This is a genomic window from Lysobacter sp. A421, assembly GCF_054052145.1.
In genome coordinates, this window is the sequence record NZ_JBSVRL010000002.1 from 161,923 (window position 1) to 177,071 (window position 15,149).

Annotated in this window: 15 protein-coding genes and 1 tRNA gene; 7 read left to right on the plus strand and 9 right to left on the minus strand. The window is 62.1% G+C overall.

The window, feature by feature from the left end:
• Window positions 1–3: 3 nt before the first annotated feature.
• Window positions 4–1,137 carry a biotin synthase BioB gene (bioB, locus tag ACW7G6_RS06155; RefSeq protein ID WP_456997791.1) on the minus strand — a complete coding sequence of 378 codons (1,134 nt, stop codon included), beginning with the start codon at window positions 1,135–1,137 and terminating at the stop codon, window positions 4–6.
• A gap of 49 nt (window positions 1,138–1,186) precedes the next feature.
• On the opposite strand from bioB, the gene ACW7G6_RS06160 reads away from it, so the two are divergent.
• Window positions 1,187–1,975, plus strand: coding sequence for a double zinc ribbon domain-containing protein (locus ACW7G6_RS06160; protein WP_456998129.1), 789 nt, complete (start codon window positions 1,187–1,189; stop codon window positions 1,973–1,975).
• A gap of 40 nt (window positions 1,976–2,015) precedes the next feature.
• On the opposite strand, the gene ubiA is transcribed toward ACW7G6_RS06160, so the two are convergent.
• Window positions 2,016–2,915 carry a 4-hydroxybenzoate octaprenyltransferase gene (gene ubiA, locus ACW7G6_RS06165; RefSeq protein WP_456997792.1) on the minus strand — a complete coding sequence of 300 codons (900 nt, stop codon included), beginning with the start codon at window positions 2,913–2,915 and terminating at the stop codon, window positions 2,016–2,018.
• A 117-nt stretch (window positions 2,916–3,032) separates the two neighbouring features.
• Between ubiA and ACW7G6_RS06170 the strand changes: the two genes are divergently transcribed.
• Window positions 3,033–3,109 (plus strand) — tRNA-Arg (locus tag ACW7G6_RS06170).
• 158 nt (window positions 3,110–3,267) lie between these two features.
• On the opposite strand, the gene ACW7G6_RS06175 is transcribed toward ACW7G6_RS06170, so the two are convergent.
• Window positions 3,268–3,792 carry a hemerythrin domain-containing protein gene (locus tag ACW7G6_RS06175; RefSeq protein ID WP_456997793.1) on the minus strand — a complete coding sequence of 175 codons (525 nt, stop codon included), beginning with the start codon at window positions 3,790–3,792 and terminating at the stop codon, window positions 3,268–3,270.
• Window positions 3,793–3,979: 187 nt separating this feature from the next.
• Here ACW7G6_RS06175 and ACW7G6_RS06180 point away from each other — a divergent pair, with 187 nt between their 5' ends.
• Window positions 3,980–5,662: an electron transfer flavoprotein-ubiquinone oxidoreductase gene (locus tag ACW7G6_RS06180; RefSeq protein ID WP_456997794.1), complete on the plus strand. Its 1,683-nt coding sequence runs from the start codon at window positions 3,980–3,982 to the stop codon at window positions 5,660–5,662.
• Window positions 5,663–5,723: 61 nt separating this feature from the next.
• Window positions 5,724–6,611, plus strand: coding sequence for a methylisocitrate lyase (gene prpB / locus ACW7G6_RS06185; RefSeq protein ID WP_456997795.1), 888 nt, complete (start codon window positions 5,724–5,726; stop codon window positions 6,609–6,611).
• Window positions 6,612–6,639: 28 nt separating this feature from the next.
• Here prpB and ACW7G6_RS06190 read toward each other — a convergent pair whose 3' ends face one another.
• Window positions 6,640–7,092, minus strand: a complete 453-nt coding sequence (locus ACW7G6_RS06190) for a DUF302 domain-containing protein (RefSeq protein WP_456997796.1) — start codon at window positions 7,090–7,092, stop codon at window positions 6,640–6,642.
• A 120-nt stretch (window positions 7,093–7,212) separates the two neighbouring features.
• Window positions 7,213–8,982 carry a gamma-glutamyltransferase gene (gene ggt, locus ACW7G6_RS06195; RefSeq protein WP_456997797.1) on the minus strand — a complete coding sequence of 590 codons (1,770 nt, stop codon included), beginning with the start codon at window positions 8,980–8,982 and terminating at the stop codon, window positions 7,213–7,215.
• 268 nt (window positions 8,983–9,250) lie between these two features.
• On the opposite strand from ggt, the gene ACW7G6_RS06200 reads away from it, so the two are divergent.
• The gene (locus tag ACW7G6_RS06200; protein ID WP_456997798.1) at window positions 9,251–10,147 is read left to right on the plus strand and encodes a prolyl oligopeptidase family serine peptidase; all 897 of its coding nucleotides are present in this window, start codon (window positions 9,251–9,253) and stop codon (window positions 10,145–10,147) included.
• 75 nt (window positions 10,148–10,222) lie between these two features.
• On the opposite strand, the gene ACW7G6_RS06205 is transcribed toward ACW7G6_RS06200, so the two are convergent.
• Window positions 10,223–10,441, minus strand: a complete 219-nt coding sequence (locus ACW7G6_RS06205; protein WP_456997799.1) for a hypothetical protein — start codon at window positions 10,439–10,441, stop codon at window positions 10,223–10,225.
• A 105-nt stretch (window positions 10,442–10,546) separates the two neighbouring features.
• A complete protein-coding gene (locus ACW7G6_RS06210) occupies window positions 10,547–11,497 on the minus strand; it encodes a hypothetical protein (protein WP_456997800.1) in 951 nt (316 codons plus the stop codon).
• A gap of 21 nt (window positions 11,498–11,518) precedes the next feature.
• On the opposite strand from ACW7G6_RS06210, the gene ACW7G6_RS06215 reads away from it, so the two are divergent.
• Both ACW7G6_RS06215 and ACW7G6_RS06220 read left to right on the plus strand, forming a co-directional pair.
• The gene (locus ACW7G6_RS06215; protein ID WP_456997801.1) at window positions 11,519–11,713 is read left to right on the plus strand and encodes a hypothetical protein; all 195 of its coding nucleotides are present in this window, start codon (window positions 11,519–11,521) and stop codon (window positions 11,711–11,713) included.
• Between the two features lie 625 nt (window positions 11,714–12,338).
• Window positions 12,339–13,475 carry an IS110 family RNA-guided transposase gene (locus tag ACW7G6_RS06220; protein ID WP_456997802.1) on the plus strand — a complete coding sequence of 379 codons (1,137 nt, stop codon included), beginning with the start codon at window positions 12,339–12,341 and terminating at the stop codon, window positions 13,473–13,475.
• Window positions 13,476–13,831: 356 nt separating this feature from the next.
• Here the strand turns inward: ACW7G6_RS06220 and ACW7G6_RS06225 are convergent, their stop codons facing one another.
• Both ACW7G6_RS06225 and ACW7G6_RS06230 read right to left on the minus strand, forming a co-directional pair.
• The gene (locus ACW7G6_RS06225) at window positions 13,832–14,407 is read right to left on the minus strand and encodes a Swt1 family HEPN domain-containing protein (protein WP_456997803.1); all 576 of its coding nucleotides are present in this window, start codon (window positions 14,405–14,407) and stop codon (window positions 13,832–13,834) included.
• Entirely contained in the window at window positions 14,404–15,027 is a 624-nt protein-coding gene (locus ACW7G6_RS06230) for a DUF5343 domain-containing protein (protein WP_456997804.1), read from the minus strand. Before ACW7G6_RS06230 ends, ACW7G6_RS06225 begins: the two co-directional genes overlap by 4 nt.
• Window positions 15,028–15,149 lie beyond the last annotated feature (122 nt).

Here is a 15,149-nt window from a genome sequence, read left to right on the forward strand (position 1 = left end):
GATTCAGACTACGCCGGCGGTGCGGACGGTATCCATGCGGTGAAGTGTATCCCGGGTTTCGATCTCGATGTGGTTCGCCTCGATGCGGCCAGTCTCCACGATGTCGGCGTGCACGGTCGCGCCCGGCGCCTGCTCGACGATCGGCATCGGCCGCAGACCCAGGCGCTCGAACAAGGCCAGGTCGCGGTTGGTCTCGGGGTTGTCGGTGGTCAGCAACTTCTCGCCATAGAAGATCGAGTTGGCACCGGCCACGAAGCACAACGCCTGCAACTCGTCGGACATCTGCTGGCGCCCGGCGGACAGGCGCACCATCGACAGCGGCATCAGCAGGCGTGCCACCGCAATCGTGCGGGCAAACTCGAACGGGTCCAGCTCGCCCAGGTTCTTGTCGTCGGCCAGCGGCGTGCCCTCGACCTTGACCAGGCGGTTGATCGGCACCGACTCGGGATGCGACGGCAGGTTGGCCAGCGTCTGCAGCAGGCCGGCGCGCTGGTCGCGCGATTCGCCCATGCCGACGATGCCACCGCAGCAGGTCTTCAGGCCGACGTCGCGCACGTGGGCCAGCGTATCCAGCCGGTCCTGGTAGTCGCGGGTGTGGATGACCTGGTCGTAGAACTCCGGCGCGGTGTCCAGGTTGTGGTTGTAGTAGTCCAGCCCGGCTTGCTTCAGCGATTGCGCCTGGCCGCCGCTGAGCATCCCCAACGTCGCGCAGGTCTCCAGCCCGAGCGCCTTCACCTCGCGGATCATTGCGGCGACCTTCGGGATATCTCGGTCGGCCGGTGAGCGCCACGCCGCGCCCATGCAGAACCGCGACGCGCCGGCCGCCTTCGCCGCACGCGCCTTGTCCAGCACCGCGTCGGTCGACATCAGCTTCTGCGCGTCCACCCCGGTGTGATAACGCTGCGCCTGCGGGCAGTAGGAGCAATCCTCGGGGCAGCCGCCGGTCTTTACCGACAACAGGGTGCTGACCTGGACCTCGGTGGGGTCGAAGTGGGCGCGATGCACGCTGGCCGCGCGGAACAGCAGCTCGGGAAACGGCAAGTCGAACAGGGCGCGCACTTCCTTGCGGGTCCAGTCATGACGGATCCGCGGCGGCGCGGCCGAGGTACGGACGTTCTGTTCACTGATAGCAGGCATGGCATTTTTCCGACAGAGACGGCAGGGCGAGCGTGGCAGTCTGGAAAGCATGACCGATGCTGTCAACCAAACTCACTCACATAAAGTTGACAACAGCCGCCGCCGACTCACGGCCTGGCTGTGCGAAGGCGTCCCGCAGCTTCTGTGGCCGGGCCGCTGCCTGGTCTGTACTGCGCGCGGCACAGGTGGCCTGGACCTGTGCGTCGCCTGCCTGGCCGAACTGCCGTGGCACCGCCATGCCTGCCTATGCTGCGCATTGCCGCTGCCGGCGACGGCACCCGCGTCCGGTCCACCCGGCGTACTGCCCGGTCCGTCGATCTGCGGCCCCTGTCTGACCCAGCCATCACCGGTGACCCAGACCCATAGCGCCTGCACTTACCGCGCGCCACTGGATCGGCTGCTGCCCCGCTTCAAGTTTCATCGCGACCTCGCTGCCGGCCGGCTGCTCGCGCAGCTGATGACGCAGGCGTTTGCCCGCCTGCCGCGCCCGGTCGCGCTGGTGCCAATACCACTTCACCATGCCCGGCTGCGCCAACGCGGCTATGACCAGGCGCTGGAGCTGGCCCGGCCGCTGGGGCGGATGCTGGATATCCCGGTATGGGACGACGGCTTGATACGGCAGCGCGCCACCGCACCGCAGTCCCGCCTGGACGCCGCCGGTCGCCAGCGCAACCTGCGCGATGCATTCGCCGTGCGACCCGGCACCCGGCTGCCCGCCCATGTGGCACTGGTTGACGACGTGATGACCACCGGCGCGACGCTGCATGCGGCGGCAACCGCACTGCGCCGCGCCGGCGTGACACGGGTCGATGCCTGGGTGGCGGCACGCGTGCCTTGATCCCACTTTGGCAATGCATGGCTGGTGCTGCCGGCAGCCGTTATCCGCGCAGGGCGAGGTCCGTCGCGATGCCGGCAAAAATTGCCAGACCAACCCAGTGGTTATGCAGGAACGCCCGGAACAGGGGCCCGCGCTCGCGGTTGCGCGAGATCCGGAACTCCCATGCCACCAGCACCGCCGCGACCGCCAGCCCGGCCCAATAGGCACCCGCCAGCGACGCGCGCTGACCCACCAGCACCAGCGCCGCGAAGAACATGACGTACAGCAGCGCCTGGGCGACCAGGTCCAGATCCCCAAACAGCACCGCGGTGGACTTCGCACCGACCTTGATGTCGTCGTCGCGGTCGACCATCGCATACCAGGTGTCGTAGGCGGTCGACCACAGGATGTTGGCGATATACAGCAGCCACGCCAGCGCTGGCACCTCGCCGGTCACCGCGGCGAACGCCATCGGGATACCCCAGCCAAAGGCCATGCCCAGGTAGACCTGCGGCAGGTAGGTGTAGCGTTTGAGGTAGGGGTAGGTTGCCGCCAGCAACAGCCCGATCAGGCTCATCCATACCGTGAGCCGGTTCATCGTCAGCACCAGCGCAAAGGCGGCCAGCATCAGTACCGCGAACAACGCCAGCGCCTCGCGCCCGCGTACTGCGCCAGTCGCCAAGGGCCGTTGCCGCGTGCGCTCCACATGCGGGTCGAGCCAGCGATCGGCATAGTCGTTGACCACGCAGCCGGCCGACCGGGTCAGCCACACCCCGGCGGTGAACACGAACAACGTCCACCACGGCGGCACGCCCCCGGCGGCCAGCCACAGGCCCCACCAGGTCGGCCACAGCAGCAGCAACCAGCCGATGGGACGGTCGTTGCGGGTCAGCTTCCAGTACAGCCGCACACGGGCCTTCCAGGGCGCAACGTGCTCGGGCTCAAAACGCTCGTAGCTCATGGGCCAATTATGGACGATGGCGTCGACAATTCAGCCCGACGCGCGGCGCATGATCCGATTTACCGCTAGAATGCCTTCCCCGTACCGCCGGGTTGACGGTAACGCGGTCAGAACAATGCGCCTGTAGCTCAGCCGGATAGAGTAGTGGCTTCCGAAGCCATTGGTCGGGGGTTCGAATCCCTCCAGGCGCACCATCTTGATCCCCGGAGCAGCCGGTTTGAGCGTTGCGATTTAACGCTTGGTCAGCTGTCCTGCTGCGGTCCGAGTCGCGCTTCATTCGCATGAACATCCGGAAGATCAGCCAACTTGATCCCCGCAAGCGCGACGCACCGCTGATCCCCGGATCCCGGGTTCAGCTCGCCGGAGGCGGATTGGTCTCACGTGCTTGAGCGGCTTCGTTCACCGCTTTCTGAATCGCCTGTCCGGCTTTGGGCGACGACTTCCACTGCTTGTACTGGGTGTCCATCTGCGCCAGTTCTTCGCCGCTGAACATCTTCCGCGCCATCTTGAACATCGTGCTTTCTTCTTCCTTGGCGTGATGGTCAACGAACTCACCGAGCACTTTCGCCCGGCCGGCAAATTCCGGCGTGACGGGCGATGCAGCTTCAAGGTCGGGCAACACCCGCAGCTCCACGGCGCGGTGCTCGGCGATGGCCTCGGCATGCGTCTTCAAGCCATCCCGGTCGGCGCGCTCCTTGAATGCGGGGTAGAAGAATTCCTCCTCCCAGATGGCATGCGGGAGAAGACCCTGCTTGATTTTCTCAAGCAGGCCCTGCCGGCCCTTCTCGCTGCGATCCGTGGTGTCTTCCATTTTCTCGAACAGAGCGCGCAGATCGTCATGCTCTTGCTTGAGAGTCTTCAGGATGTCGACTGCCATGGTGGACTCCGAAAGTTGATGATTGCGTGGCGGATGAGCGGATTTTGTAAAGCAAACACTCCCTCCCTGGGCGTGAAGCGCCAGTGACACTCACCGTCAGGCTGTCAGATGATTCTGTCCCCGCCTGCACGTTTCACGTCCGGGCGGGATAATGGCCCCCAATGTCTCCCAGCAACACGGAACCGCCATGACCCCGGAACAACTGCTCGCCACCTACGGCCCCCGCGAATCGATGGAGTTCGACATCGTCGTAGTCGGCGCCGGTTCGGCCGGACTGGCCACCGCGATCCGCCTGCGCCAACTGGCCGCCGACAAGGGCCACGAGGTATCGGTATGCGTGCTGGAGAAGGGCTCCGAGCCCGGCGCGCACATCCTGTCGGGCGCGATCATGGACACCCGCGCGCTGGACGAGTTGTTGCCGGACTGGAAGGAGCGCGGCGCGCCCCTGCGGCAGCCGGTGACCCGCGACGAGTTCCTGTTCCTGAGCGAGACCGGATCACTCGCGACGCCCGGCTTCCTGCTGCCGGACTGTTTCGACAACCACGGCCATTACATCGCCAGTCTGGGCGAGTTCACCCGCTGGTTGGCGACCCAGGCCGAGGGGCTCGGGGTGGAGATCTTCCCCGGTTTCGCCGCCGCCGAGGTGCTGTACGACGAGGCCGGCGCGGTGATGGGCGTGGCCACCGGCGACATGGGCGTAGGCAAGGATGGCGAGCCGACCGCGCAGTTCCAGCGCGGGATGGAGCTGCATGCCAAGTACACGGTGTTCGCCGAGGGCTCGCGCGGCAGCCTGGGCCGGGAGCTGATCGCCAAATTCGAGTTGGACAAGGGCTGCGACCCGCAAAGTTTCGCGCTCGGCGTAAAGGAGCTGTGGCAGGTCGATCCGGCCAAACACGAACCCGGCCTGGTGGTGCACACCTCCGGCTGGCCGCTGGACTCGGACACCTACGGCGGCTCGTTCGTCTACCACGCCGAGGACAACAAGGTCGCGATCGGCTTCGTCGTCGGACTGGACTACGCCAACCCGTGGCTGAGTCCGTTCGAGGAATTCCAGCGCTTCAAGACCCACCCGGCCATCCGGAAATACCTGGAGGGCGGCAAGCGCGTCTCCTATGGCGCGCGCACGATTACCGCCGGCGGCCTGCTGTCGCTGCCCAAGACCGTGTTTCCCGGTGGCGCACTGGTCGGTTGCGAGGCCGGCTACCTCAACGCCAGCCGGATCAAGGGCAGCCACGCGGCGCTCAAGACCGGCATGCTCGCCGCCGAGGCGGCCTTCGAGGCACTGTCGCAGGGCCGCTCGCGCGACGAGTTGCTGGCCTACCCGGCCGCGTTCGAGAACAGCTGGCTGCACGAGGAGCTGAAGCTGTCGAAGAACTTCAAGCAGTGGTTCAAGAAGGGCCGTCTGCTGGCAACGCTGATGACCGGCATCGAGCAATGGCTACTGCCCAAGCTGGGCATCCGCAACCCGCCGTGGACGATCCACCACGCCAAGGCCGACCACGAGTGCCTGACGCCTGCCGCGCAGTCCGAAAAAATCGTCTACCCCAAACCCGACGGCGTGCTGACCTTCGACCGGCTCAGCTCGGTGTTCCTCAGCAGCACCCACCACGACGAGAACCAGCCCAGCCACCTGACCCTCAAGGACGCCAGTATTCCGGTGGAAGTGAACCTGGCCGAGTACGCCGGCCCCGAGGCACGCTACTGCCCGGCCGGTGTGTACGAGTTCGTCGGCGAGGCAGGCCACGAGCGGCTGCAGATCAACGCGGCCAACTGCGTGCATTGCAAGACCTGCGACATCAAGGACCCGACCCAGAACATTGTCTGGGTCACCCCGCAAGGCGGCGACGGTCCGAACTACGCCGCGTTGTGACGACCGGCCGGCACACGGCCCGCGCGCACCGCCTCCCCCTCCTCCGCATCCCGAGAGACCCATGACCGCAATGACCAGCCCCGGCGCCCGTTTCCGCCACGCCCTGACCGAAGAGAAACCGTTGCAGATCGTCGGCACCATCAATGCCAACCACGCCCTGCTGGCCCAACGCGCCGGCTACCGCGCGATCTACCTGTCCGGTGGTGGTGTCGCAGCCGGCTCGTTGGGCATGCCGGACCTGGGCATCAACACGCTGGAGGACGTGCTGGTCGACGTGCGCCGCATCACCGATGTCTGCGAGCTGCCGTTGCTGGTCGACATCGACACCGGCTTTGGCGCCAGCGCGTTCAACATCGCCCGCACCATCAAGTCGCTGATCAAGGCCGGCGGCGCCGCCTGCCATATCGAAGACCAGGTCGGCGCCAAGCGCTGCGGCCACCGCCCGGGCAAGGAGATCGTTTCGCAGGGCGAGATGGTCGACCGGATCAAGGCCGCGGTGGATGCCAAAACCGACCCGGACTTCTTCCTGATCGCGCGCACCGATGCGATCCAGGTGGACGGCGTGGACGCGGCGATCGAGCGCGCGATCGCGTGTGTCGAAGCCGGCGCGGACGGCATCTTCGCCGAGGCCGCCTACGACCTGCCGACCTACCAGCGTTTCGTGGATGCGGTGAAGGCGCCGGTGTTGGCCAACATCACCGAGTTCGGCCAGACCCCGCTGTTCACCCGCGACGAACTGGCCTCGGTCGGCGTGGCAATGCAGCTGTACCCGCTGTCCGCATTCCGCGCGATGAACAAGACCGCCGAAGCCGTGTACACCGCAATCCGCCGCGACGGCCACCAGAAGAACGTGGTCGACCTCATGCAGACCCGCGAGGAGTTGTACGAGCGCATCGGTTACCACGAGTTCGAGCGTCGCCTGGACAAGGTATTCAACGACGCGAAGTAAGTCGCTGCCGGCCGGCTCTACTTTGGATCTAGGGCGCGACAGTGTCCGCAGCAAGGCCCGACAAGACTTCGCGAAGATTCTTGACGGCCGGACACTGCGCGACGTCGTGGCGCTGGGCAAGAAATGCAGGATCGTTGTAACCCAGCCATATGTGAGCCGACGCGTCCTCCCAGACCAGGGCTTTCAGTGGAAGGTCTATGCCGATGGACTGGGCGCATTCCATGAGTGGTGTGCCGCCTTGCGGGTTGCCAAAGATGAGCACCTCCGTTGGACGTAGTGTCTTGCCTACCTTGGCCGCTCCGGCTGCATGATCAATGCGCGCGAACACTTTGAGGCCATGCTGTTTTGCCAGCTCTTCGAAGCGGTCCATTGTGTTTGCAGCGCTGTGCGGACTCTCGACAACCACGAGACCCTCTGCAGCTGACGCAAGCGAGGCGAACGAAACAAGGAGGGCGACGAACAGTGAGCGCAGCAGTTTCATGGGTAGCTCCTATGGCATGAGCCAAGTGAGCCACCATTTTCCGACTTTTGCGAACGCGTCCGACCCGGCACGGATCACCGGACAGGTGATCCGTGCCGGAGGGTGGGACGTTCTAGCCGTTCAATCGACGGCTTCGACCTTGCCCAGGCCATTCGGGCTGCGTGGATCGCTGGCCGCGGTCTTGACGTTGCTGGCCTTGTCCCAGACCACTACGTTCATGTTGCCCCACGAGTCCGTGTCGTTGATTTCGTAGCCCATCTCTTTCAGCTTCGCCAGCACATCGGCGGAAATGTCGCTGCCCTTCTCGATGTCGACGCGGTCGGGCATGAACTGATGGTGGATGCGCTTCTCCGCGGTGATCTGGCCGGCATCCTTGCCGTCGATGAAGGCGAGGATAGCGCCGAAGACCTGGGTGATGATGGTCGAACCGCCGGGCGAGCCGATCACCGCCAGACGATCCTTGCCGACCACGAAGCTCGGCGTCATCGAGGACAACATCCGCTTGCCGCCGACCGCCGCGTTGGCGGAGCCGCCGATCAGGCCGAACGCGTTGGGCTGGCCGGCAACCAGGGCGAAGTCGTCCATCTCGTTGTTGAGCAGCACGCCGCTGTTGCCGGCGACGAAGCCGGAGCCCAGCGTGGTGTTGACGGTGGCGGTCATCGAGACCATGTTGCCGTCCTTGTCGATGATCGAGAAATGCGTGGTGTGCATGCCGGGATCTTTCACGGCCACCGACGGCAGCCACTCGGACTTGGTGGCCCGATCGGGCAGGATGCTCTGGCGCAGGCCGTCGGCGTAGTAGGGGGACAGCAGCATGTCCAGCGGCATCTTCACGAAATCCGGATCGCCCAGGTATTCGTTGTGGTCGCGGAAGGCGCGGCGCATCGCTTCGACGAGGTAATGGATGCGGTGGGCTTCATCCATGCTCTTGAGGTCGAGCGGGGCGAGGATATTCAGCATTTCGGCGACCGCCACGCCACCGGAGGACGGCGGCGGCGCGGTGACGATCTTGTAGCCGGCGTAATCCAGCTCCATCGGCGCGCGCTCCTTCGCCTGGTAACTGGCCAGGTCGGTGAGCGTCCAGGTACCGCCGGCCGCCTTGACGGCCTTGACCATCTCCTTCGCCACCGGTCCCTTGTAGAAGCCGTCGGCGCCGCGTTCGGCCATGGCTTTCAGCGTCGCGCCCTGGCCCGGGTCGCGGAAGATGCCGGTTTCCTGCGGCGCCTTGCCGTTGGGGAAGAACTTGCTGGTCGAGCCCGGGTAACGGCGCAGCACGTCGGCCTTGCGCGTGATCGAACGGACCAGCGCACCGCTGGGGTGGAAGCCCTCGTCGGCCAGCCGGATCGCCGGAAGCAGCGACACCGACAGTGGCAGTTTTCCGTACTTGTCGGCCATGTAGGCCAGGCCTGCAGGCATGCCGGGAATGCCAGCGGCGAGCGGGCCGTTGAGCGAAGTGTCGCGGTTGGGGGTGCCGTCGGCGTTGAGATAATCGGCCTCGCTCACCGCCTGTGGCGCCATCTCGCGCGCATCGATGAAGGTGTCCTTGCCGGTGGCGGCATCGTGGATCAGCGCGAGAAAACCGCCGCCCAGACCCGAGGCTTCCGGTTGCACCACCGACAGCGAGGTGGCCACGGCAATCGCGGCATCGACGGCGTTGCCGCCTTGGGCAAGCGTTTCGAAACCGGCTTCGGTGGCCAGTGCATTCGCGCTGGCGATCGCGGCGGTGGTCGTGGTGGTGCGCGGCGGCGCGGTGTCCCGCGCATACGCCAGCACGCTGAACGTGGCGATCGCCACCACCAACACCGATCGGCACCAGCGCAGCTTGCGACGGTTCGGCATTGCGCCGCAGGCCGGCTTCGCACGGGATTGCAGCGTGTCTTGATCGAACATTCGGTCACCTTTCACGTATTGAGGTCGAGCTTGATCGAGCATAGTCACAGGCAAGCGAAGCCTCCTATGACAAAAGCGGCACCTGGCATAACCAAATGTTGTGGGTGCTTTCGCCTCGCGGCGGGCGCGCGTGCACGCGGAAAGCTGGGCAAGGTCGCACTCGTGGCCTGCATGCACAAACTCTCAGGGGTGGTGCACTTGGAGTGTTAATTCACCCACCCCCGGGCGGCTTACGTGCCATCTTGATTGCGGGCTACCATTGCAGATGATGACCGACCTCACCACGATGCTTCGAGAGCACCTAGGGCTTGCGGACCCTGTTCCGGTGGGGTTCCAACGAGGCGGCGTCGAAGAGGCCGACGGATTCGATCGAGAACGGATCGAGTACCGGGGTCTCGAAGGTGACCTCATTCCGGCTTTCCTGTTCACGCCGAGGGGTCGCGACACGCTCGGCGGAGTGGTTGTCTTTCACCAACACAATGGGGAGTTCCACTTCGGCAAGAGCGAGGTAGCCGGCGAGGTGGGCGACACTTTTCAAGCCTTCGGGCCGGCGCTCGCTCGTAGAGGCCTCGCAGTCTTGGCCCCGGACTCCATCACTTTCGAGGATCGACGAGGAGCGGTTCGGGGGGTGAAACCGGATTATTACGATTGGCTTCAGCACTACAACGCCATGAGCTATCGATTGCTGGATGGCGACCTGCTGATGAGGAAGTGCCTGGATGACGCCCAACGGGCCCTGAGCGTCCTGCTCCAAGCCGCTGATATAGACGAGCGGCTCGTGGGCGTGGCAGGACACTCATACGGTGGTTACACAGCGCTTTACCACGCAGCAGTTGATGCACGATGCAGGTTCGCATGCATCAGCGGTTCCGTGTGTAGCTTCGAGACCCGCCGCCGGGAAGACACCGGGATCACCCTCTTCGAGGCCGTGCCCGGGCTCGCTCGCCAGATCGACACGCACGATGTTCTTTCAGCCATCGGACCTCGGCCGACAATGGTTGTGTCGGGTACCAAGGACAAGTATTCACGGGATGCAGACCAGGTCGTGGCCAAGGTCACCGGCGACTTCATCACCGAGCTCCGCGTCGACCGCGGACACGCTCTCGATCAAGATAGATTCGATGCGATCGTCGAGTGGATCGTCGGCCGCGTATCCGATCAGTGAGAAGGGACGCCTAACGCTGGAGTTAAGCGGCGCTGCCGCCCACCTTGAACGAAATATTAGACAACGCTGCGTTCATTAGCTGGCTACGTTGTACCAAACTGAGATGAGCCAAAGCGCTGGCTGCATGCTGCCGCCGCAAGCCGACTGTTGGATGTGTTGGAACTCTACAGCGTGATTCTGAGAGAGCCACTCGTTGATGCGCGCCTCAAAGTCTTCCGCTTTCCCGGCATTGTGAGCACCAATGAATCCCTTGTCTTGCATAGGCGCTTGAACCCAGAACAACTTGACTTGCATGGAACCATCCTTGTGTTGTTAAGCCGACCCGCGAAGCGGGTTCGGCTTAAATGAATTGTCAGAGGTGTTGCACTTGGAGCGTTAATTCACCTGGTGACGCGCGGACTAGTCATTGCTGAATTGGTAAAAGCCATGATCTTCGGCGTACCTTGACATGACTTCTGGATCGTTCGGGTCAATTAATTCGTAATAGTCCGGTGGTGAGTATTCCGCACGGTTGGTGAAGTGATCGCCGACTCCCGCAGCCACAAGTTCTTGATACCCCTCAAACCGTAGGCCGCACGCAAGGCAATGGAATTTAGTGGGTATTACGTTCTCTCTGACGATTATCAGCTCGTTCTTATGCTCTAGGCGTTCACCGCCATAGGTCGTTCCTTGTACCGTAGCAACCGACTTACACGCCGGACATTCCACTCGGTGGTGACCACGATGAGACAAGTTATCTGATTCGACCTGCGCATCGTGCGACAACTTCTTGCGCTCTTCGGCATCTTTTCCTTCGAATACTTTGGCATGAGCAGCGATTGAGGCTTTCACTTTTCCAAGGACACTGGCCTCAACCTTTCCAAGCATTTCAAGTGCAACTTTTGCCTCATCTGTACCGAGCAGTGAGTCAAGCGACTCTCCTTGGTGCTCCGCAAGGATCTTGCTTGATCGGTAAAAGCCTGCAAGCCATGTTTGCGTTGGGAAGGTCTCAAATGCAGCCGACCCTGTATGCAATTCTTCATTTCGTCTATTTACGAGCGCCGAAGATGCCTTGAACTCATCTTCAGTAAATCCAGGAACCAGAACTCGACACAGGGAAAGAACTTGAATCATAGATATTGACTTCGGTGCATTGGTCGAAGTTATGCCGAGTGCATGAAGCAAGTTCTTCTGTTCCTTGTCAGGGTCAGCTAGCAGCGCTGGACTAGTTTTTGCGACCGCAGCGCGAGCCAGTAACTCCAGGCCAAGTGACGCCCACAAACCGAACACAGCGCTTTCCCGATCCTCCGCAGCTGCTCGCTGCATGAAGAGAACAGCCTTAATCCAGAGATGTTCTCTCTCCCAGCTCATGTGTTATCCCCTGTAAAACCTGTGAAGAATGCGATTGCCATCGTCAGCTTTCTGTCTTCCATGAACTGCGCGCCAATTGTCGACGATGAGCATTTTCAAGCCCTGCCAAGTCGTGTCGATGGAATTGTCAAGGCACGCCTCAATTGCCTCGCGGAATTGAACGGCGGCGCTATTTACCGGCTTCATGTAGCACGTATCAAAGACGATGAATTCTGAGTCAGGTCCGAACCAAGGCGGAGAGTAGCTGACGCCCGAGGTTGTGTTCCGCACGAAAATTGGATTCAACCGCCTGTACCGTAACAGTAATTCTCTAGTTAGCAGCGATGGCAGTACCACCGTGGCAGTGCTTGAGGCTTCCGTCATGTACGACACGACATATCTGGCGGGCACTTTCCAGAACGATGTGTCTGTATGAAGAGGAAACCTGCCATGACCGTAAGTTCTACTGAACGAGGGAGATGTAGCCCTCTTCTGATTCGTTGGTTTGAGGGTTTGGATGTAATTTCCATTCAGCGACCTAACAGGACCAAGTCGCGAGGTGAGCTCTAGTGCGCTTTGGATTGACTGAACCCCATCAATCTCGACGAAGCCGAAAGCCTCTAGCTCTTTTTGGATTACCTGAGAGACTTCCATCACCACCTAACGCTGGAATTAAGCCGACCCGCACGTGAACGGTGAAGACCCAACACGATGCAAGCTGCGGCAAAGAATGGTCCGAAGCCGCGAAGCGGGTTCGGCTTGAACGAGTAAAAAGGAAGCTCCCCATCCCTGCGGATAACCGCTCGGTCTTGAAGGACCATGATGGTTCTCACCATCGGTAGATCTGGAGGAGGAGCTTCCCATGCGCACTATAACCATCGGCGTGGACTTGGCAAAACAGGTGTTTTCCGTATGTTCGATGGACGCCGCCGGACGCGTCGAAGACCGGCGGGATCTGCGCCGCGACGCCTTCAGGCAGTGGCTGCCGAACGTCCCTGCCGGCACGACCGTGGCGATGGAGGGGTGCAGCGGCGCGCACCATTGGGCGCGCCGCTGCCAGGACTANGAGGGGGGGGGGGGAGGTGGCCCGCACCGTTGGCCCCCCCGCTGCCAGGACTACGGCTTGGAGCCGCGGCTGATGGCCGCCCAGTTCGTCGCTCCGTTCCGCAACAGCCGTACCGCCAAGAACGATCGCAACGACGCCGAGGCGATCGCCACCGCCGCCCGTCAGGGCAACATGCGCTTCATTGCGGTCAAGACCGTGGATCAGCAGGTTCGACTGTCGTGGCATCGCGTGCGCGAGGGTTACAAGGCCGAGGCCTTGGCCACCAGCAACCGGCTGCGTGGCTTGCTGGCGGAGTTCGGTGTCGTGGTGGCGCAGAGCGATTCGGCGCTGCGTCGAATGTTGGCTGATCTCGATTCGCTGTCCCTGCCGTCGTCATTGATGGAACTGCTGCGCGATGTCGATGCGCACTGGCAGCAGCTGCAGGCCCGGATCGCCGATGCCGACCGACGGATCCAGGCACACGCCAAGGCCGACGAAGCCTGCACGCGACTGCGCGCGATCATCGGTGTCGGCCCGATCACCGCGGACGCCGTGGTTGCGACCATCGGCTCGGCACACTCATTCACCAACGGCCGGCAGTTCGCGGCCTGGCTGGGTCTGGTTCCGATGCAGCCTTCCAGCGGCGGGCGAACGCGACTGGGGCATATCAGCTGCCGTGGCGATGGTTACCTGCGAACGCTGCTGATCCAGGGCGCGCGCAGCAGCCTGCAGCGGGCCCAGGCGGTGGCTTGGGAGAAGGCCACGCCGGAGCAACGCTGGATCCAGGATCTCGAGCGCCGGCTGCCGTTTGGAAAAGTGCTGGTCGCCATCGCCAACAAACATGCGCGCCAGCTGTGGGCGATGCGGGCACGCGGCGAGCACTACGACGCCGACGCATGGCTGAAGCATCCGATGGTGCAGCGGCCGGCGCGTCGACGACGCGTACCCGAATGATAGAAACAACTTCACCGTCAGCGCGAGCAAGGTAACAACGGGTCAGACCGACCTGGAGAAAGCCTGACTAACTGTTCGGCGCCATCAGGTGCAGCGGCTGATCCCCGCCGCATCGGCAAAGCCGATGAATGAACGAGGCCTCCGGGTGCGGTTTATACCCTGGTCCGGACGAGCGGCAGTGCGTCCAGCAAGACCGTTCACGGAAATGCAGTCTGGCAATCGTTGAACCCGCTCAAGCCGACGCGCACCACGCGACACCAGAACGAAAATGGAGAACGAGCTGTCGCCCGAAAGCTAAAGGCAAGAGCGTTTCGTGCGCGGAGTTGACGGGGACTTCCTTACGGAATTGTTAGATTTCACCTTACTTGCAGCACCCAATCTCTAACGTGCATTTCTAGCCGCACCACTTCTTCATCGCTTAAGAGGTTGGTATGCGCGATCACATTCCTTGATCGCTCGGCGTCGTTGAGCCGGGAGACTGCCCACGACTGAGTAGGGATTAGGCCCTTAAACGCTTCCCAGTGATTCTGGATCAAGAGCGAGAGGTCGCCGAAGTCCAAATAATAGATAGGGTGAGCATTACGGCCGGTATGCCAGTTGTTCTTGGCTTCGGTTGCTTTCCGATCCTCAACTTTCTTCTTCATGTCGCGGGAAGCGCGCTTTTCAAACCAATCATCCTTGTCGATCTCTTCTAGCACTTCGCGGACAAACTCCCGAACCAAGTTCTCAAGCACGAATAGGAGGCGATAGCTTCGCTGCATGAACAACGATCCGGACCTAACCGCGTCCGAAACTGGCGCCAATAGGTCAACGTCGCTCTGAGACTGTGCTTCTCCTATCCTTTCCCGCAGCTGTCCTGCGGCTTGCATGTCTCTAATCGAGTGCGTGGCGAGAAGGCCACGGAACATGAAATCAGAAAGGGCGAACTTCACATTAACTCCTCTCTAAGCGCGCGGAATATTGCGCGAAACGTGTCCACATTCTGGGTGTCAGGAAGATGAATCTCGAAGCGATACACGAGACCAATTGCCGATTTGCCATGTCCGGTTGGCTGCGGCAAATCAATGGGAGGCTGGATGCGCTCTGGTGTTGAGAATTCGGATTTCTCTTCCTCTGACGCTGCGGGCGGTGCGCCATCCCAATTCGCATATGTAGCGAGTGAACGAAAGGTGGACGCCATCTTCTGCGCTACAGCATCTCCGGCCCCCGTCTTTGTCTTGAACCAACCTTTCAGCTGCTCCACCGACTTAGTGTTGGCGTTGCGATCAGCGGTGAATAAGTCGTCGAAAGTTGCACGCATGCGATTGGCAAGAACGTGCTTGGCCTTGGTTTGGTCCATGAACTCCCGATAGCTTGCCTGCGGCCTACCTGAGCCATCGAGCATACCAAGGTACTTCAGAAGCTTGACCGCGCCGCGGTCGTTCGATGCCTTGAACCCTAGATCCTTCAGGAAATCCAGATGAAACACCTCTGGGGCTCCGGCTCGCTGAATAGCGTCGAGAATCTTGTGGAGGTTGGTGACCGACATCATGTATGGCACATCAGGATTCATGAAACCTCCGAGGTGAAATCTAACGCCTGAGTTAAGCCGACTTGCGTAGTGACGGCAAAGGTATGGCAAGATTTCCTGCCATACCTTTGCCGTAACGAAGCAAGTTCGGCTTGAACGAATTG